Source organism: Pseudoalteromonas sp. S3785, assembly GCF_005887365.1.
In the GTDB taxonomy this organism is placed as follows: Bacteria; Pseudomonadota; Gammaproteobacteria; order Enterobacterales; family Alteromonadaceae; genus Pseudoalteromonas.
In genome coordinates, this window is the sequence record NZ_PNCT01000021.1 from 46,016 (window position 1) to 64,265 (window position 18,250).

General features: G+C 41.8%; 20 protein-coding genes. 18 read left to right on the forward strand and 2 right to left on the reverse strand.

Going from position 1 to position 18,250, the window contains the following annotated elements:
* Positions 1 to 7 precede the first annotated feature (7 nt).
* The 9 genes from CWC17_RS05810 to CWC17_RS05850 are packed head-to-tail and all read left to right on the forward strand — an operon-like array spanning position 8 to position 8,438.
* Positions 8 to 775 carry a protein phosphatase CheZ gene (locus CWC17_RS05810; RefSeq protein WP_138612329.1) on the forward strand — a complete coding sequence of 256 codons (768 nt, stop codon included), beginning with the start codon at positions 8 to 10 and terminating at the stop codon, positions 773 to 775.
* Positions 776 to 790: 15 nt separating this feature from the next.
* Positions 791 to 3,004 (forward strand): chemotaxis protein CheA, encoded by a 2,214-nt coding sequence (locus tag CWC17_RS05815; protein WP_138612330.1) that lies wholly within the window; start codon positions 791 to 793, stop codon positions 3,002 to 3,004.
* Between the two features lie 50 nt (positions 3,005 to 3,054).
* On the forward strand, positions 3,055 to 4,200 hold the full coding sequence (locus CWC17_RS05820; protein WP_138612331.1) for a protein-glutamate methylesterase/protein-glutamine glutaminase: 1,146 nt from the start codon (positions 3,055 to 3,057) through the stop codon (positions 4,198 to 4,200).
* Positions 4,193 to 4,957, forward strand: a complete 765-nt coding sequence (locus CWC17_RS05825; RefSeq protein WP_138612332.1) for a flagellar motor protein — start codon at positions 4,193 to 4,195, stop codon at positions 4,955 to 4,957. The genes CWC17_RS05820 and CWC17_RS05825 overlap by 8 nt, the downstream gene beginning before the upstream one ends.
* A gap of 5 nt (positions 4,958 to 4,962) precedes the next feature.
* Entirely contained in the window at positions 4,963 to 5,925 is a 963-nt protein-coding gene (locus CWC17_RS05830; RefSeq protein WP_138540827.1) for a flagellar motor protein MotB, read from the forward strand.
* A 15-nt stretch (positions 5,926 to 5,940) separates the two neighbouring features.
* Positions 5,941 to 6,711, forward strand: coding sequence for a ParA family protein (locus CWC17_RS05835; RefSeq protein ID WP_004588314.1), 771 nt, complete (start codon positions 5,941 to 5,943; stop codon positions 6,709 to 6,711).
* A 3-nt stretch (positions 6,712 to 6,714) separates the two neighbouring features.
* Positions 6,715 to 7,497 carry a chemotaxis protein CheW gene (locus CWC17_RS05840; RefSeq protein WP_138540828.1) on the forward strand — a complete coding sequence of 261 codons (783 nt, stop codon included), beginning with the start codon at positions 6,715 to 6,717 and terminating at the stop codon, positions 7,495 to 7,497.
* A 24-nt stretch (positions 7,498 to 7,521) separates the two neighbouring features.
* A complete protein-coding gene (locus CWC17_RS05845; protein WP_055018072.1) occupies positions 7,522 to 8,019 on the forward strand; it encodes a chemotaxis protein CheW in 498 nt (165 codons plus the stop codon).
* Between the two features lie 17 nt (positions 8,020 to 8,036).
* A complete protein-coding gene (locus CWC17_RS05850; protein ID WP_055018073.1) occupies positions 8,037 to 8,438 on the forward strand; it encodes a DUF2802 domain-containing protein in 402 nt (133 codons plus the stop codon).
* Between the two features lie 80 nt (positions 8,439 to 8,518).
* On the opposite strand, the gene CWC17_RS05855 is transcribed toward CWC17_RS05850, so the two are convergent.
* Positions 8,519 to 8,839 carry an EscU/YscU/HrcU family type III secretion system export apparatus switch protein gene (locus CWC17_RS05855; protein ID WP_138540829.1) on the reverse strand — a complete coding sequence of 107 codons (321 nt, stop codon included), beginning with the start codon at positions 8,837 to 8,839 and terminating at the stop codon, positions 8,519 to 8,521.
* A gap of 1 nt (position 8,840) precedes the next feature.
* Positions 8,841 to 11,153: a flagellar hook-length control protein FliK gene (gene fliK, locus CWC17_RS05860; RefSeq protein WP_138612333.1), complete on the reverse strand. Its 2,313-nt coding sequence runs from the start codon at positions 11,151 to 11,153 to the stop codon at positions 8,841 to 8,843.
* 113 nt (positions 11,154 to 11,266) lie between these two features.
* On the opposite strand from fliK, the gene ccmA reads away from it, so the two are divergent.
* From ccmA to ccmI, 9 genes are read left to right on the forward strand one after another with little or no spacing between them, the layout of a single operon-like run.
* Complete coding sequence (gene ccmA, locus CWC17_RS05865; RefSeq protein ID WP_138540831.1) at positions 11,267 to 11,887, forward strand: cytochrome c biogenesis heme-transporting ATPase CcmA; 621 nt, start codon at positions 11,267 to 11,269, stop codon at positions 11,885 to 11,887.
* Positions 11,887 to 12,573 (forward strand): heme exporter protein CcmB, encoded by a 687-nt coding sequence (gene ccmB, locus CWC17_RS05870; protein WP_004588321.1) that lies wholly within the window; start codon positions 11,887 to 11,889, stop codon positions 12,571 to 12,573. The genes ccmA and ccmB overlap by 1 nt, the downstream gene beginning before the upstream one ends.
* 1 nt (position 12,574) lies before the next feature.
* Positions 12,575 to 13,312, forward strand: a complete 738-nt coding sequence (locus CWC17_RS05875) for a heme ABC transporter permease (RefSeq protein WP_138540832.1) — start codon at positions 12,575 to 12,577, stop codon at positions 13,310 to 13,312.
* A gap of 3 nt (positions 13,313 to 13,315) precedes the next feature.
* Positions 13,316 to 13,519: a heme exporter protein CcmD gene (gene ccmD, locus CWC17_RS05880; protein WP_004588323.1), complete on the forward strand. Its 204-nt coding sequence runs from the start codon at positions 13,316 to 13,318 to the stop codon at positions 13,517 to 13,519.
* Entirely contained in the window at positions 13,516 to 13,995 is a 480-nt protein-coding gene (gene ccmE, locus CWC17_RS05885; protein ID WP_055015944.1) for a cytochrome c maturation protein CcmE, read from the forward strand. The genes ccmD and ccmE overlap by 4 nt, the downstream gene beginning before the upstream one ends.
* Before the next feature lies 1 nt (position 13,996).
* Positions 13,997 to 15,961 carry a heme lyase CcmF/NrfE family subunit gene (locus CWC17_RS05890; RefSeq protein ID WP_138612334.1) on the forward strand — a complete coding sequence of 655 codons (1,965 nt, stop codon included), beginning with the start codon at positions 13,997 to 13,999 and terminating at the stop codon, positions 15,959 to 15,961.
* Positions 15,961 to 16,530, forward strand: coding sequence for a redoxin family protein (locus tag CWC17_RS05895; protein ID WP_029773820.1), 570 nt, complete (start codon positions 15,961 to 15,963; stop codon positions 16,528 to 16,530). The genes CWC17_RS05890 and CWC17_RS05895 overlap by 1 nt, the downstream gene beginning before the upstream one ends.
* Positions 16,530 to 16,991 carry a cytochrome c-type biogenesis protein gene (locus tag CWC17_RS05900; RefSeq protein WP_055015946.1) on the forward strand — a complete coding sequence of 154 codons (462 nt, stop codon included), beginning with the start codon at positions 16,530 to 16,532 and terminating at the stop codon, positions 16,989 to 16,991. Before CWC17_RS05895 ends, CWC17_RS05900 begins: the two co-directional genes overlap by 1 nt.
* The gene (ccmI, locus tag CWC17_RS05905; protein ID WP_138612335.1) at positions 16,991 to 18,241 is read left to right on the forward strand and encodes a c-type cytochrome biogenesis protein CcmI; all 1,251 of its coding nucleotides are present in this window, start codon (positions 16,991 to 16,993) and stop codon (positions 18,239 to 18,241) included. Before CWC17_RS05900 ends, ccmI begins: the two co-directional genes overlap by 1 nt.
* The last annotated feature ends 9 nt before the right edge of the window (positions 18,242 to 18,250 follow it).

An 18,250-nucleotide genomic window follows, 5' to 3' on the forward strand; every position in this document is an offset into this window, starting at 1 on the left:
GAGGCTTATGTCAGCACCAGCTGCGCCTCAAATTACTTTAGAACAAGCTCGTCAGCTCGTTGTTTTTTTAGAAAACGGTGAGCAAGATAAAGCTGACCAATTAATTTTAGATACTGCCTCTCAAGAGCAATCGCAGCTTTTTGCCGAAGTAGGTAAGTTAACGCGTCAGTTGCACGAAGCTCTTAAAAGCTTTGAACTTGATACGCGTTTAACCGATTTAACTACTGATGCAATTCCGGATGCGAAAAAGCGCTTAAACTATGTCATGGAAATGACAGAAAATGCAGCTAATAAGACAATGGATGCGGTCGAAGCAAGCCTCCCTATTGCGCAGCAGCTAGCAGATGAAATTGCACAGATTAAGCCTACTTGGGATAGGCTTATGAACCGTGAAATTGAGCTGGGCGAGTTTAAAACTTTATGCCACAGCATCGATAAGTTTATGAATAGCTCTCATCACAAAACTGATGAGCTGCAGACTTTAATGACCAATGTACTCATGGCGCAGGATTTTCAAGATTTAACCGGCCAGGTTATCCGCCGTGTAATTGAATTAGTTAGAGAAGTAGAAGAAAGTTTAATCCACCTTTTAACAGCATTTGCCGCACAAGATGACAGTACTGTTGAAAGTAAAGAACAACAAGAAACAGAAGAACTGGTTGCCGCACAAACATTAGCAGGTCCTGAAGGCCCTATTATTGATAAAGAGTCGCGAAGTGATGTTGTATCTGATCAAGACGAGGTCGACGACCTATTATCAAGTTTGGGCTTCTAAGAGGAGAGTAACTGCATGAGCTTTGAAGTCGATGAAGATATTTTACAAGACTTTCTTGTAGAGGCTGGAGAAATCCTTGAGCTTTTATCTGAACAGTTAGTTGAGCTAGAAAATAACCCAGAAGATACTGAGTTACTAAATGCTATTTTTAGGGGCTTTCATACCGTAAAAGGGGGAGCTGGCTTTTTAGCTATGACTGAGCTTGTAGACGCTTGTCATGGTGCTGAAAATGTATTTGACCTCTTGCGCCAAGGGGTTAGAACCGTTAATTCAGAATTGATGGATGTGATTTTACAAGCACTAGATACCATTAACGAAATGTTTGCTACTATTCAAAACCGCGAACAGCCAGACCCAGCAGATCCTCAATTACTAGAAACCCTTCATAAACTTGGTCAACCGCCTTCGGATGACGAGCTTACAGAAACAGTGCCTGAAGTTGTTGAACAAGAACCCGCAGCACCTGTTAATGCACCTGATGAAGAAGACCCATTTGCATTTGATGAATTATTTGATGTAGCAGGTTCAAGCCCTTCAGCAGATAGCACGCAGATTGATGAAATTACAGAAGATGAATTTGAAAGCTTATTAGATGAGCTTCATGGTAAAGGCCAAAGCCCGGTATCGCAACCAAGTGCAAGTGCAGAGCCAGACCCAAGTTCAGACATTACTGATGATGAGTTTGACAGTTTGTTGGATGAATTACACGGTGTGGGTAGTTTTGGCCCTGTTGCTGGCAATACCTCAAGCAAAGAGCCGGAAGTTAAAGATACTACACCACCTCCAGTGTCTGTTACAAATGATACTGGCGATGATGAAATCAGTGATGATGAATTTGAAGCATTGCTTGATGAACTGCATGGCAAAGGCGGAGCACCAGAATCAAAAGAAGCTGAGACACCTGCACCGCAGCCACCTAAGGCAGCACCTGTCGCACAAACGCCAGCAAAACCAGAGCCAGCACCAGTTGCTAAGCAAGCACCTGCGGCAAAAGCAGCACCGGCCCCTAAAATGGTTGATAAGCCAGCAAGCAGCGCAACTCCTAAAAAAGCGACGCCTCCGCCTGCTGAAACCACGGTACGTGTTGATACTAAGCGTTTAGATCAAATAATGAATATGGTTGGCGAGCTGGTATTAGTACGAAATAGGCTAGTCAGTTTAGCGACCAATACAGACAGTGAAGCGATGGGCAAGGCGATATCAAATCTTGATGTAGTCACCGCTGATATTCAAGGTGCAGTAATGCAAACGCGAATGCAGCCCATCAAAAAGGTATTTGGTCGTTTTCCTCGCGTTGTGCGTGATTTAGCACGCAGCTTAAATAAAGAAATTAACTTACAGCTTGTAGGTGAAGAAACCGACTTAGACAAAAACTTAGTTGAGGCATTAGCCGATCCGTTAGTGCATTTAGTGCGCAACTCGGTAGATCATGGTATTGAAATGCCCGCAGCGCGTGAGGCTGCGGGTAAACCTAGAACAGGTAATGTTACTTTATCGGCTTCACAAGAAGGCGACCATATTTTGTTAACCATTAAAGATGATGGTGCAGGGATGGACGCTGAAAAGCTGAAAAAAATAGCGATTAGTAAAGGCGTTATTGACCATGATCAGGCAAGTCGTTTATCAGACACTGAAGCATATAACCTAATTTTTGCGCCTGGTTTTTCGACCAAAGAAGAAATATCTGATATTTCTGGTCGTGGTGTAGGCATGGATGTAGTAAAAACTAAAATCACCCAGCTTAATGGCTCTGTTAATATCCAGTCTGAATTGGGCGTAGGTACAATTTTAGAGATAAAAGTCCCCTTAACGTTAGCTATTTTGCCTACACTTATGGTGATTGTTGGTGAGCAAACATTTGCGTTACCGCTTGCTGGTGTGAGTGAAATATTCCACTTAGATCTAACAAAAACCAATGTGGTAGACGGTCAGCTTACAATTATTGTTCGTAAAAAAGCGATACCCCTTTTCTATTTAGAGCATTGGCTAGTTAAAGATGCTGATTGCTCTCAGCGAAAAGCACAAGGTCATGTGGTGATTGTACAAATAGGTACACAGCAGGTTGGCTTTGTGGTTGATTCATTAATTGGCCAAGAAGAAGTTGTTATTAAGCCTCTTGATGCGTTATTACAAGGTACGCCAGGAATGGCTGGTGCAACAATTACATCTGACGGTGGTATTGCACTGATTTTAGATGTACCTAACATGCTTAAGCATTACGCAGGATAAAATGTAGGCATACATGTTTATGCCTACACATAAATTAATAAGAGAGCGCAATGGCCGTAAAAGTTTTAGTTGTTGACGATTCCAGTTTTTTTCGCCGCCGTGTAAGCGAAATTCTTGAACAAGATAGCGGTATTGAAGTGATAGGTTTTGCTGTTAATGGTAGAGAAGCCGTAGACAAAACAGAACAGTTACGTCCGGATATGATCACCATGGATGTAGAGATGCCTGTGCTTGACGGTATTAGCGCTGTGAAAGAAATTATGGCAAGCAACCCCACGCCAATACTTATGTTTTCTTCCTTAACTCGCGATGGTGCTACAGCAACGTTAGATGCACTTGATGCCGGCGCAATGGATTTTTTACCGAAAAAGTTTGAGGACATTGCCAGAAATAACGAAGATGCAATCAAGCTATTGCAAACTAAAGTGAAGGAAATTGGTCGTAGGCGTGCACCTCGTCCAATAAGGCCGTTAACATCAAGTAAGCCAGCTGGTTCACCAACGAGCAAACTAGCGACAACAAGTTCATCAGTAAAACAACCCGATAGAAGCTTTCAACGTGCCGCCCCAGTGCAAGCAACAGCTACATCCAGTATGCCCACGCGTGCTAGTGGTAAACATTATCAAATAGTAGCTATTGGCACCTCAACCGGGGGGCCTGTTGCTTTACAAACTATATTAACCCAGCTACCTGCTAATTTTGCCCACCCTATTTTGTTAATTCAACACATGCCTGCAGCCTTTACGCCTGCGTTTGCGGCACGATTAAATAGCCTTTGCAAAATACGTGTAAAAGAAGCACAACAAGGTGACAGACTAGAAGCTGGCACAGCTTATTTAGCACCAGGCGGGCAGCAAATGATGGTTGAGGGGCGAAGTGGTAATAAAACACTGCGTGTGTTTGAAGATAACAGTGAGCGTATAAGCTACAAACCTAGTGTTGATGTGACGTTTGCAAGTGTTGCTAAAAGCTATCAAGGAGATGCACTTGCAATTGTTTTAACAGGCATGGGAGCCGATGGGCGCGATGGCGCTCGAATGCTTAAGCAAGCTGGCGCAACAATTTGGGCGCAAGATGAAAAAAGCTGTGTTGTATACGGTATGCCGCAAGCTATTGCAAACGCAGGGCTTGCCTCAGAACATTTAGCCCTTAACGATGTAGCAGCAAGAATCAAAAGAGAGACAGGCTGTGGATAAGCTTTCTGTTTTAGGATTAGTCATCGCCCTGGGCGCCATAGCGATTGGTTATGCTTTAGAGGGCGGCGTTGTCACTGCGTTATTTAACGGCCCTGCACTTATTATTGTGCTTGGCGGCACCTTAGGCGCCGTTATGTTACAAACGGCTACAAGTACCTTTAAAAAAACGCTAAGTATAAGCCATTGGGTGTTTTTTGCACCACAAGACAATATTGAACAAGCCATAGAACAAATTAAAACGTGGTCGCACAAAGCTCGCCAAGAAGGCTACTTAGCACTAGAAAAAGAGGCACTTAGTCATCCAGACCCTTATGCAGCTAAAGGGCTTAGTTTACTTGTCGATGGGTGTTCGGAGCAAAAGCTTCGCGACACTTTAGAAATAGACTTAATGCTTGAACGTGACCGTTTACTTGAAGCAAGTAGAGTGTATGAAGCTATGGGGGGTTATAGCCCAACAATAGGTATTTTAGGGGCCGTACTAGGTCTTATTCAAGCTATGTCATTTATTACCGACCCTCAAAAGCTAGGTGCAGGGGTTGCGACCGCTTTTATTGCAACAATATATGGGGTGGGGTTAGCTAACTTATTATTTTTACCTATGGCCAATAAACTTAAACAGCGCGTAGAGCAAAAAATGCTTTACCATGAAATGATGGCCGAAGGGGTAATAGCGATAAGCCTTGGCGAAAGTCCTATTAACATAGAATTAAAGCTTGAAGCTTATCGCACAGAGCGCCCTAATGTCGTGGTAGAGTAACTTTTATGTTACGCCGGCGCCTACGTCAATCAGCAGAAAAAAATCAACATACAGAACGTTGGTTGGTCTCTTATGCCGATTACATGACCATTATGTTTGCTTTTTTTGTGGTTATGTATGCCATTGCCATAAACAAAGAAGAAAGTTTTCAAATCCTCTCCGACTCTTTAGAACAGGTTTTTGACAAATCAGCAAGGCAGCAATCGCAACAAGGCGAGGGTGTTACGGGTGAAGGGTTACTTACAGACCGTGTGACCCCGGAGCACGAATTATTATATGGCGAGAGCATTCAAAAACAGGAGTCTGGCCCAGAGTTGCTAGATGGACAAAGTGATACCAGTAATATAAAACAAAAACATTTAGGTAAGCCGCTAGATAGCTTATTAACTAAATTACATTCAGCACTTATAGATGAGATTCGTGATGGAGAAGCAAGTTTAGAGCTCAACCAAGATTGGCTTATTATTGAGCTAAGCTCAGGAATGTTGTTCTCAAGTGGCAGTTCCGTGGCCCACGCGCGCGCTAAACAAGTCGTAAAAATTGTAAAAGATATTATTGCCCCAGTAGATAACTACATAAGAGTAAGAGGCTACACAGATAACGAAAGTATTCGTAATGAAATGTTTCGCTCTAACTGGGAGTTGTCAGTTGCACGTGCGACCTCTATTTTAGTTGAATTAGAAACGTTAGGAATTAACCCAGCGAGAATGGCAATAGAAGGGTATGGCCAATATTCACCTTTTGCCGATAACGACACCGCAGCGGGTCGTGCAGAGAATCGAAAAGTTGTTATTGCCCTTTCTAAGTATGGCTTAGTACAGCAAACCACCGAAAATGAAGCTGAGCCTGATGAGCAAGCGCAAAAAGAAGCGCCTGAGCCAGAGGTCGAACTTCCTTCTGATGATAACGCAATTAAAATAATTCGTTTACCTCATGGTGGCATCAGGATCACCACGCGCAATGAATAGTAATTAGGACTTAATGTGAAGATTTGGACAGTAGCAAATCAAAAGGGCGGTGTAGGTAAAACCACAACGGCTGTTAGTCTTGCGGGTATTTTAGCATTGCAAGGTAAACGCGTATTACTTATTGATACCGACCCTCACGCTTCACTTACGTATTATTTTGGTATTGATTCTGAAGATTTAGAAGTCAGTGTGTACGATATTTTTGCTCGCGGCACCTCAATGCAAAGTGAAGAAATATTGCAAGCTTTGTGCCCCTCTACAATGGAAAACCTAGATATATTGCCCGCAACGATGGCTATAGCAACTCTCGATAGAAGTATGGGCAATAAAACGGGGATGGGCTTAATTTTAAAAAAAACACTTGCAAAAATTAGTGAACATTACGATTATGCGTTGCTTGATTGCCCTCCTGTTTTAGGTGTTCTAATGGTGAATGCGTTAGCTGCCAGCGAACGTATTTTAGTGCCTGTGCAAACTGAGTTTTTGGCGCTCAAAGGGCTTGATAGAATGATGCGCACTATGGAATTAATGCAAAGCTCTCAAGCGAAACAGTACCAATATACTATAATCCCTACTATGTATGATAAGCGCACAAAAGCGTCGCTTGAAGCCTACAAAACGTTGCAAAATACATATAAAGATAAAGTATGGCCAGGGGTGATCCCCGTTGATACAAAGTTTAGAGATGCAAGCCTTGCACAAAAGGTACCCATAGAGTTTTGCCCACGTTCGCGTGGGGTATACGCTTATAAAGCGTTATTAGATTATTTAATTGGACAAGGTTAATGAATGAGTAAGCAATTATTTGCTAATGAAAAAGTAATGACTCAATACTTAGGGGCGCTCTTATGCGAAGACGAACCTGAGGAAAACCTTGAGCCTGTAGCTAAACTCCTTGAACAAGTACCTAGTGCCATACAAAACGACGAGGTACTTTTAAAACCCAAAGCGCAATTAAGCGTGACCGAGCAGCTTTATTCTGAGCAAGTAAAAGAGGCTATTAGTGACGTTGAGCCCGTTCCCTCTCAAACAGCGCCTATTGAGCCTGAGCCAGTAAATACACCTGAGGTGCAAACCTTGCAAAGTACAGAGCCTGCGCCTTTACTACATAGCCAAGAAGATTACTTTGAAGGAGAATTTCAGGCTCTATTTTTTGAAGTGGCTGGCTTAACATTGGCTGTTCCTTTAAAAGCGCTTGGGGGTATTCATCAATTAGGTGAGGTAAATCATTTATTTGGTAAGCCAAAGTGGTTTAAAGGCGTTATGCTTAATAGGGATGAAAAACTAAACGTAGTTGATACCGCCCGTTGGGTAATGCCAGAAAAGTACGATGAAAAGTTAGAGGCTTCTCTTAATTATCAGTATTTAATCACCCTGGGGGATAGTAACTGGGGGTTATTGGCCGAAAAGTTAATAAATAACATTACATTGAGTAAAGAAGATGTAAAATGGCGAAAAAACAGCGGCAAACGTCCTTGGCTTGCTGGTGTTATTAAAGAAAAAATGTGTGCTTTAATAGATGTAGATAATTTAAATGCACTATTAGAAAAAGGCTTAGATAGCCGTCAGTAGTAATGACCATTACGGGGTAACAGCATGAGCGAAGATAAACTATTATCAGCGAATAAAAACGCAGATAACAACGATGAAATTTTACAGTGGGTAACGTTTAAGCTTGAAGAAGAAACCTACGGCGTAAACGTAATGCAGGTACAAGAAATTTTACGTTATACCGAAATAGCCCCAGTACCTGGTGCGCCTTCTTACGTTATTGGTATTATAAACTTACGTGGTAACGTAGTTACTGTTATTGATACTCGAGCTCGCTTTGGCTTACCAGCTGCAGATGCGACTGATAACTCTCGCATTTTAATTATTGAAGCAGAAGAGCAAGTAATTGGTATTTTAGCTGATAGTGTATCTGAGGTTGTGTACTTACGCAGCTCTGAAATCGACAGCGCCCCAAATGTTGGTACCGAAGAAAGCGCTAAATTTATTCAAGGCGTGTGTAACCGCGATAACGAATTACTTATTTTAGTCGATTTAAATAAATTACTTAGCGATGACGAATGGGATGAGTTAAGCGATATTTAAGCTTTACCACTAAAATTATGTTGTTACTTAGTATCGCAATAATAGCGCTAGGGGCTGGTTTAATATCGCTGGCGCTAATTGTTGCATTAAAAAATAAACAGTCGGCAGAGCTTAATGCAGTATCACAGCAATTAAAAGATACCTCAGAGCAAACACATATATTACGTAGTGAAGTGTCTGAGCTCAGAACAGGGCTTTTAAGTATTGGTAAGCGTGTACTTGAAGTTGAGCAACAAAATCAAGAGTTGATGCAACAACAAGCTGCTCAAAAATATGACGACCCAGACGCAAAAATATATTCTCGAGCTGTTAAAATGGTTGAGCTTGGTGCAGATTTAGATGAGGTGATACGCGAGTGCGAGCTTCCTAGGGCTGAGGCTGAACTATTATTTTCGTTACATAAACAAAAAGACGCCTAGCGTCTTTTTTGCTTTTAACTAAACACAATATCAATGTGCAGTAATACTTAATAAGAGGGAGATAAAATTCACCCATCTGTTTATGCCTTTACATTTAGCTTACCTTGAAAGTCTTGCCAGCCAGGTGGGAACTGCCCACGAAGCACGTACGAAAAAGCAATCAATTCAGCAATAACATAATAAAGCTCTTTGGGTATTTCCTCTCCCAATTCTAAGTGTGAGAGTGTTTTAGCAAGTGCTTCATCTTGGTGGATCATAATGCCTTTTTGTTTTGCAGCAGCGATTATTTCATCAGCCAACTCGCCAAACCCTTTTACACTTACTGCTGGGGTACTTCCCGCTTCATACAAGAGGCCAATAGCTGATTTATTATTTGCTGCAAAATTAGAGGAGTCAGTCATGTTATACCTTAATATTTATAATGGCATGCGATTGATAAAACGCTTGATGACTCGCATCTCCACGTTTTAAGTTTAGCTCGCCTACTTGCAAGCCATGTTGAGCTAATTTAGCCCTGAGGCTATCTAAATGAGGATGTGCAATTGCACTTACTTCTTGGCTAGAGGCTAGCAGCTGGCAATCGAGCGCTTTGTCCATAAGCTCAGCCACTATTTGTAATTGCCCTTGCTGTGCATAATCAAAATTTAATCTAACAAACCACACGTTTTTTTCGGTTTTATCTACACTGGCCTTTTTATATTGCCCTAAGGTTATTTCTGTTTGTCCCGCTTCAGGCGGAAGTTTCATTGGAAATAAAAACTGTGCTAGCGGGTTTGTGTCGTTTTGCTGGTTTGGTGTAGTTACTTGCACTTGGCTAAGGGTATTTTTAACCTGTAGTAGCTCTGGGGCAAGTTCTTGTATGTGTGTTTGTTGAAGTTGTTCTAATAGTTTATCCGCGCCATTACCTACTTTAAAAGTAGGTAAAAGCACGTTAAGTAGGGCATCCACTCCGGTGTGGTTGTTAAACGTTAGTGAAGTACTCGATTGGCTTATTATTGGCGCCGCTAAAATAGTCACCGCAAGCTGCTCAAGTCCTTTTGTAAAGCTACTTTGTAGTGTGTCGTTTGGCGTAGTAAGCGGCTGTAAGGTACTTAAAAGCTCTCGCTGTATGGTTGCTGGGTGAACATTATTACTAGAGACCATTCTATTAAAAGCTTGATTTACCAAACGTGTTAGATCAGGTGTATTTTGAGTCGCTTTACTTGCTATGTCAGTAATTTGGCTACTCAACAATGTTGTAGGGTTAGAAGCGCTATTTGGGCGCTCACTCTCTGTTGGTAAATTTAAAAGCGAAGTTAAAAGCTTGGCTTCAATCGGTTGTAATTGCTGACTTGGTGCGGTTTTAAAAAGCGAGTGAGGTAAACCGGGTTGATTCGAAGTATTTACCTGTGATGTTGTGGCATTTAATGTTTTTAAACTCAGCGGCCCAGAAGGAATGCCTTGCGTACTTATATATGTTGGTTGAGCGCTCACTGCTTGTGGCTGAGCCATGTTGTTTGCTGATTGCCATAACGACACACTGGCCTTTAGTTGCTGGGTTATTTGCACTAAAGGAGGAAGCTGCGCAAAGTGTTTAGCTAAAGGGCTGTTAGGAGTATAAGAATGATTAGCAACTTCAGCGGTTATATTTAGCTTGCTTAAATTAGGGTTTGCTAACGGGTTTATTTGTGTAGGCGTTTTGTTTACATCAAGATTAGCTTGTTGAGCCTGCAAAGGTGACGTTTTACTCGCAAAGGGTTTGCTTTCAAAGTATTTAACGGCATCGTTAATTCGCGTTTTTAAATCACTAAAGCTGCTTTGTAACCATGATTTTATAGGGCTCTGTGCACTTAACTGCGGGCTTGTTTTATCAGCGGGGGGGCTGGTTGCATTTTGCTGCTGTGATAAAACCAAGTCGGTAAAGGGTTTACTAAATGAGTTGTTAAGTGCGACCTGCATATTGGGTAAGTTAGTTTTAATGAGCAGCTTATCTGCTTGATGAGTAATATTTACTGCCACGGGTTTACTGGGCAATTCACTAAGTTGTTTATTAGTGATTGGAGTGGTGAACGAGCCGCTATGCTGAGGGTGAGAAATAATAGCTAATTTAGGCGTTGCTTGTAGTTTCGCGCTAGGCAGTAAGTTAGTTAATAGCTGCGTAATTTTATGTTGGCTGAGAGTTTGAGTATGAACGGAATCAGCAAAACGGTTAATAACATTTATTTGTGCGCCTTTATTAGTGGTATTAATAAGTACCTGTAATGGCTGCTCGGTATTTAATAGTTGTGCGGTTTCTTTGTTAATTGCAATACTGGCATTAAGGCTAGGTATTATAAGCTGTGGTGACGGCGAAAGCTTAATATTAACAGGCAAGGGTTTGCTTTGTATTTCACTACCGGTACTTACATAATTTAAAAAACGCTGCAGTTGAGATGCGTTGCTAAGTGTAATATTGGTATTGTTGGGAGTTATATTTAGCTGCTTTCCATCAGCGCTGAGCTGTATGTTAGCACTTGCTATTTTGTCTGTGTTTTGAGAGGCATGGGTAATGCCTAAACGTAGTGTTTGCCAGTGTTTATCAATTAATACATCGAGTGTAATTGAACCTTTTGAAAACTGAATATTTTTAGCCGCAAGTACCTGCTCGGGTAATTGTACTAATTCGTCTGAAGTGCTCGGGGCGCTTTGGTTATTAACCAATGAATTAGATAATGTGATTTGCGTTGGATTATTCATTATTTTAAATCAAGTTTTCGCTAATTTTCGTGAATCGATTTTAAAGCAATATTCGTATTACCCTATCATTATGGTAGACTAACGCCTAATTTTTGGCATAGAGAAACGTCATCTTGTTACACATTAAGTCCGTCACCTGCATCAAGCAAGAACGTTGTTTGTTTGCGGATCTTAATTTTAGCCTAAATAGCGGTCAAATCATGCAATTAGCGGGTCCTAACGGGGCTGGCAAAACATCATTATTGCGTATTGTCGCAGGCTTTAGTGTGCCTGATGAAGGCGCTATTTTTTATAAACAGCAAGCTATTACCAAACATTATGAAGAGTACGCCAGAGACTTACTATTTATAGGCCACAAAACCGGTGTTAATGCACAGCTCAGCGCACTGGAAAACGTAAGCCATTGGTTACACATTAATGGCTATACAAATGAGCCCGACTTATATCCAATGTTAGCTAAGCTTGGCTTAGTGGGCCTTGAAGATGTGCCAGTAAGAATGCTCTCTGCAGGGCAGCAGCGTCGTGTCGCTTTAGTGCGCTTATGGTTAAGCGATGCAAAACTATGGGTGCTTGATGAACCCTTTACTGCACTTGATAAAAATGGCGTTGCATTTTTACAACAACGTTTTTCTGAGCATTTAAAAAGTGGTGGCGCTATTTTACTCACAACCCATCAAGATTTAACAACACAGTTTGAAAACCTACAAACGGTGACCTTGGAGTATCGTTACTGATGACTCGTCAACATTCATATTGGCTGCTGTTTAGTGCGGTATTTAGTAAAGATGTAAAGCTTGCGTTTCGCCAGCGTGCTGAAATTATCAATCCTATCTTGTTTTTTCTCATTGTTATTTCGTTATTTCCGTTAGCAATAGGCCCAGAGCCCGGTCTATTAAACAGAATGGCGCCAGGTATTATTTGGGTAGCCGCTTTGCTCTCTACTATGCTTGGGCTCGATAAATTATTCAGAGACGACTATAACGATGGCTCGTTGGAGCAGTTAATAGCTTCATCGTATCCGCTATCCCTCACCGTGTTGGCCAAAGTCGCGGCGCATTGGGTTGTTACCGGTTTACCATTAGTATTAATGACACCGTTATTTGCTTTATTGCTTAATTTAGAGAGCTCAGCGCTGTTAGCCACCGTATTAACATTATTATTAGGCACGCCATTATTAAGCTTTATTGGTGCTATTGGGGCTGGCCTTACTGTGGGATTACAAAAAGGCGGCATTTTAATGAGCCTATTAGTGTTGCCTTTGTATATCCCTGTTTTAATTTTTGCAACGTCAGCCATTGATACCAGTACTATGTCGCTGGATTATAGCGGGCAGCTTGCCATTCTTGGGGCCATGTTAGTAGTTGCTATTATGTGTGCACCCATCGCCATATCGTCAGCATTAAAAGTGAGTGTAAGTTAATATGTGGAAGTGGTTACATCCCTACGCAAAAGCAGAGCGCGCATATCAATTATGTAATACGTTACTGCCTTATTTTGCCGTTGTTACGGTTATAAGTATGCTTGTTGGTTGGATTTGGGGCTTAGGTTTTGCGCCAGCTGATTACCAACAAAAAGACAGTTACCGTATTATTTTCATTCATGTACCGTCGGCTATTTTGTCTATGGGCGCATATTCTTCTATGGCTATTGCAGCCGTGGTTGCTTTAGTGTGGCAATTACGTAACGCCGAACTTGCAGTCATTGCTATTGCCCCGGTAGGAGCATGTGTAACTGCTATTGCGTTAATTACAGGCGCAGCATGGGGCAAACCTATGTGGGGCGCTTGGTGGGTTTGGGATGCACGTTTAACCTCTGAGCTTATTTTATTATTTTTATACTTAGGTGTACTTTCGCTTTATCATGCATTTGAAGATAAAAAGTCAGCAGGGCGAGCGGCGTCTATTTTGGCCATTGTTGGGGTTATTAACCTACCTATTATTCATTATTCTGTTGAGTGGTGGAATACCCTACATCAAGGCGCAACAATCACAAAGTTTGACACCAAAGCTATTGACCCTAGTATGTTTTGGCCGCTTATGGTGAATATTTTAGCGTTTGGTGCTTTTGTTGGCACTGTAACGTTAATTCGTTTAAAAAATGAAATATTACAACGTGAAAAGCATCGACCGTGGGTTCGAGCCTTGTTAAGTAAGGGGTAAATTATGCAGTTTGACTCTTTTTCTGATTTTATTGCAATGGGGGGCTACGGGTTTTACGTGTGGCTTTCTTTTGGTACGTGCGCCTTAATTTTGTTGGGCATTTTATTTAGCTCTTTACGTGATACAAAACGTATTATGGCCTCAGTAGAGCAGCAAGTTGCGCGCGAAGCGCGAATTAAAAAAGCGAAGCAGGAACAGATCTCATGAACCCTAGACGTAAAAAACGCCTATTGGTAATTATTGCTGTGTTGTTTGGCATTGGTGCTTCTATAGGCTTAGTACTTTATGCACTTCAAGAAAACATTAACTTGTTTTACACACCGAGCGAGCTAATAGAAGGCAAAGGCCCAGATAAAGAAAAACCGCAAATAGGGCAAAAGTTGCGTATAGGCGGTATGGTTGTGCCAGGTTCTGTTATTCGTAATGAACAAAGTTTGCAAGTCAGCTTTAAACTAATAGATACAGGGCCATTGGTTACAATTAAATACCAGGGCATTTTGCCTGACTTATTTCGCGAAGGCCAAGGTATTGTAGCGCAAGGTGTGCTTGTAGAGCCAAACGTGATTGAAGCTTTTGAAGTACTGGCTAAGCATGATGAAGAATACATGCCAGCAGAAGTAGCAGAAGCCGTAAAGGGAATTAAACACGAAAAACCAAAATACAACCTAGATAGCGGTAGCTAATATGATCCCAGAACTTGGTTATTTTTCTTTAACGCTTGCCATGGTGTTAAGCGTTTTACTGTGTATTTTTCCGCTGTGGGGCGCACATACCGGTAATCTTCGTTTAATGCGTGCGGCCCCGTCTTTAGCCGTAGGGCAATTTGTATTTGTCCTTCTCTCATTTGCTGCGCTTATCTATGCCAGCTTAACAGATGACTTTACGGTATCTTATGTAGCGTATCATTCAAGTAGTACCTTGCCTTGGTATTATAAAATCACCTCTACATGGGGTGGGCACGAAGGTGCGATTTTACTGTGGCTTGTAATGCAAGCAGGGTGGACCGCCGTGGTTGCTATACGCTCTAAAGCACTGCCTTGGGTATTACGTGCACGTGTTTTAGGCGTGCTTGGCTTTTTAGGTGTGGGTTTTATGATGTACACACTACTGCTTTCGAGCCCATTTGAGCGTTTACTGCCATATTTTCCTGTTGAAGGACGTGATTTAAATCCACTATTACAAGACCCTGGTATGATCATTCATCCACCGTTACTTTATATGGGATATGTAGGATTATCGGTTGCGTTTTCCTTTGCTATTGCAGCACTTTTAACCGGTAAACTTGATAACACTTGGGCTAAATGGTCACGCCCATGGACGATGACTGCTTGGGGCTTTTTAAGTTTAGGAATAACCATAGGTAGCTGGTGGGCTTACTCTGAGCTTGGCTGGGGTGGCTGGTGGTTTTGGGATCCGGTAGAAAACGCTTCGCTCATGCCTTGGCTAGTCGCTACGGCTTTATTGCACTCTCTGAGCGTGACAGAAAAACGCGGTGTATTTAAATCGTGGACTGTGCTGCTTGCCATCGCTGCATTTTCCCTAAGCTTATTAGGCACCTTTATTGTTCGCTCAGGCATTATTGTATCGGTGCATGCATTTGCCACTGACCCCGATAGAGGTTTATTCATCCTAGCCTTTTTAGGCATTGTTGTTGGCGGCGGTTTATCGTTGTATGCGCTGCGCGTATCACAAGTTAAAAGCGAAGGCCGTTACAAGTTTGTATCTCGCGAAGTGGCGCTGTGGCTTAACAACATCTTTTTAGTGGTAGCCACATTAATTGTTCTTTTAGGTACTTTATTACCTATGGTACACAAAGAAATGGGCCTAGGCAGTATTTCTATTGGCGAACCGTTCTTTAATAAAATGTTCGCCATTTTATTAGTACCTTTTGCCATATTAATGGGAATAGGGCCTTTTCTTCGCTGGAAACAAAATAAGTGGGCTGTACTACAAAATAAAGTATTCGTAGGCGTGCTAGTAAGTGTTGTTATTACCTGTGCGTGGTTGTTCTCAAGCTACGATGTAGTAAAACCGCTTACATTACTAGCCACTACCTTAGGTGTGTGGGTTGCTGTCTCTACTGCTATAGATTTATACGCTAAGGCGTCGGTTCACGGAACACTAAAAGAAGGCGTTAAGCGTTTAGGAGTCAGCTACTGGGCGATGGTGCTAGGTCATGTTGGTTTAGCATTTGTTATTGCGGGCGTTACGCTGACTTCGGCGTACTCAGTAGAGCGTGATGTTTCTATGAAGCAAGGCGATATTGTTACGCTTAATCAATACGAATACCGTTTTGATGGCGTTAAAGCAATACGCGGCCCTAACTACAGTGGACATGCTGGTGTAGTGTCGGTATTTAATAACGATAAGCTAGTGACTGAGCTGCATGCAGAAAAGCGTAAATACGATATTGGTATGCAATTTATGACCGAAGCGGCAATTGATGCTGGTTTTGCTCGTGACCTATATTTAGCGCTGGGTGAGCAATTAAGCAAAGGGGCATGGTCACTGCGTATTTATCACAAACCGTTTGTGCGTTGGATGTGGATAGGCGGTGTACTTATATCGCTTGCAGGGTTTATGATTTTATTTGATAAACGCTACCGTACCTCAGCAAGTACACGTAAAAAAGTGTTGGAGAATGCGTAATGAACCGTAAAATTTTAGCTTTAGCGCCGTTATTAATATTCATATTTTTATGTGTATTCTTATATCAAGGTTTGTTTGCCAATCCGCGTGAAATCCAAACTGGTCGACTTGGGCAAACAATGCCTGCGTTTAACCTTCCTGATTTAATGCAAGATGATAAGCGCTGGACCGATGAAAGCCTAAAAGGCGAAGTTTATTTACTTAATGTATGGGGCACTTGGTGTCCTACATGTTTGGTAGAGCTTGGCTATTTAACTAAGCTGCGAGAGCAAGGCGTAAAAATAATTGGTTTGTACTATGTGCAAGGTTACGATGCCGATTTTGATGGCCCATTTGATATGCAAGCGCTGCGTACTGATGTGAGCGATATGCTTAGCCGTGCTGGCGACCCATACCAATTTAATATTTTAGACTTGCACCGCACCTTGTCATTAGATTTAGGTGTATCGGGTGCCCCTGAAACATTTTTAGTGGATAAAACGGGTAAAATTTTATTACACCATACGGGAGATTTAAACCCGCGCGTATGGCGTGCTAAATTTGCCCCGGTTATGCAGGAGCTAAATTAATGCGAGTGTTTTTATTAACCCTTAGCTTTTTTATAAGTATGGCAGTGTATGCCGAGCAAGATCGCTATCAGTTTGACAATAACCAACAAGCCGTGCGCTTTGAAGAGTTAACTAAAGAGCTTAGGTGCCCTAAATGTCAAAACCAAAATATTGCAGACTCTGATGCCATTGTTGCTAAAGATTTACGCGACAAGGTACTTGCGCTGGTAAAAGAAGGTAAAACAAAAGACGAAGTTATCGATTACATGATAGACAGATACGGTTATTTTGTTCATTACGACCCGCCTGTGACACCAGCTACATTAGTGCTGTGGGTTTTACCTGTACTTATTGTAATTTTGGGGTTTGGTTTTATTGTAATTCGTCAACGTAAGGCGTCAGTTAAGCAAACCTGGAACAGCGACGATGAAGCAAGACTTGCTAAATTAATTGCAGAAAATAAACGCCAGGAGCAAATTTAATGATTTTAATGTGGGCGTGTTTTGCCTTACTCATACTCATTGCACTGGCATTTATTATGGTGCCTTTTTTAAAAAAAGAGCGCGTTCAAACCATTACTCACAATGCTAATGCAGAATTGATCAGTATTTACGAGCAGCGTTTAGTTGAGCTGCAAAATGACTTAGATAATCAACGTATTGATGCACAAAGTCATAACGAATCTGTTATTGAATTAAAGCGTCGTTTATTGAACGAGCTATCACCAGAAAAATCGCTTAATAGCAAAGGTAATAATCGTATTTTTGCTTTAACTGGCGCAGCATTTTTATTAGCCCTCACCGGTGTTTTTTACACCTTTACAGGGAGCCAACAACAAATAGCCGCGTGGTATGATGCAATGGATAACCTTGCTGATTATGGCGAGCGTGCTGTAATGCAAAAAGGTGAGTCACTTACTCAAAACGAGTTACAAGCCTTTGCTTTAGCTTTGCGTACTAAACTTAGCGAATCTGGTGATGACGAAGTTGCATGGATGTTACTCGGGCGTGTAGCTATGTCGTTAAACGAATTCGACATGGCACAGCAATCGTTTGATAAAGCACTGCGAATGAACCCTGACAACATGCAAGTACTCATTAGCTACAGCCAAGTTTTACTGCTTGAAGGTAGTGAAGAGAATATGACACGTGCAGCGGGTATGCTATCTAAAGTGCTAAAAGTTGAACCAACAAATCTTGATGCTATTTCCTTATTAGCGCTCATTGCTTATGAGCGCAAGGACTGGCCGCAAGCTAAAGCGGCGTTCGAGGTACTACTTGCTAGCATGGATGAAAGCGATACGCGTTACTCAATGATAGCGCAGCGTATTTCTGATATTGAACAACAAATGCAAAATGAGGGCTCTGTAATGCCTGTCTCTGCTAACAGTGCTATTAATGTTACTGTGAGCTTAGCAGATGAGCTTTTAGATAAGCAGCCACAGCAGGGGACTTTATTTATTTTTGCAAAGGCTGCTCAAGGCTCTCCTATGCCGTTAGCGGTTGTTAAACTTAATGAATACAGTTTTCCGCTCACAGTGCAACTTACTGATGCTAATGCAATGGTTGATGGGTTAAACTTATCAAGTGCAAAAGATATTGTCATTACAGCGCGGATCTCAATAGATGAGTCAGTTATGCCAAGTAGTGGTGAGTTAGAGGGTCACTCTGAGGCACTGCAACGTGAAAACGTAAGTGACTACCAACTTCAAATTAATACATTAATACCTTAAGGACAGTAG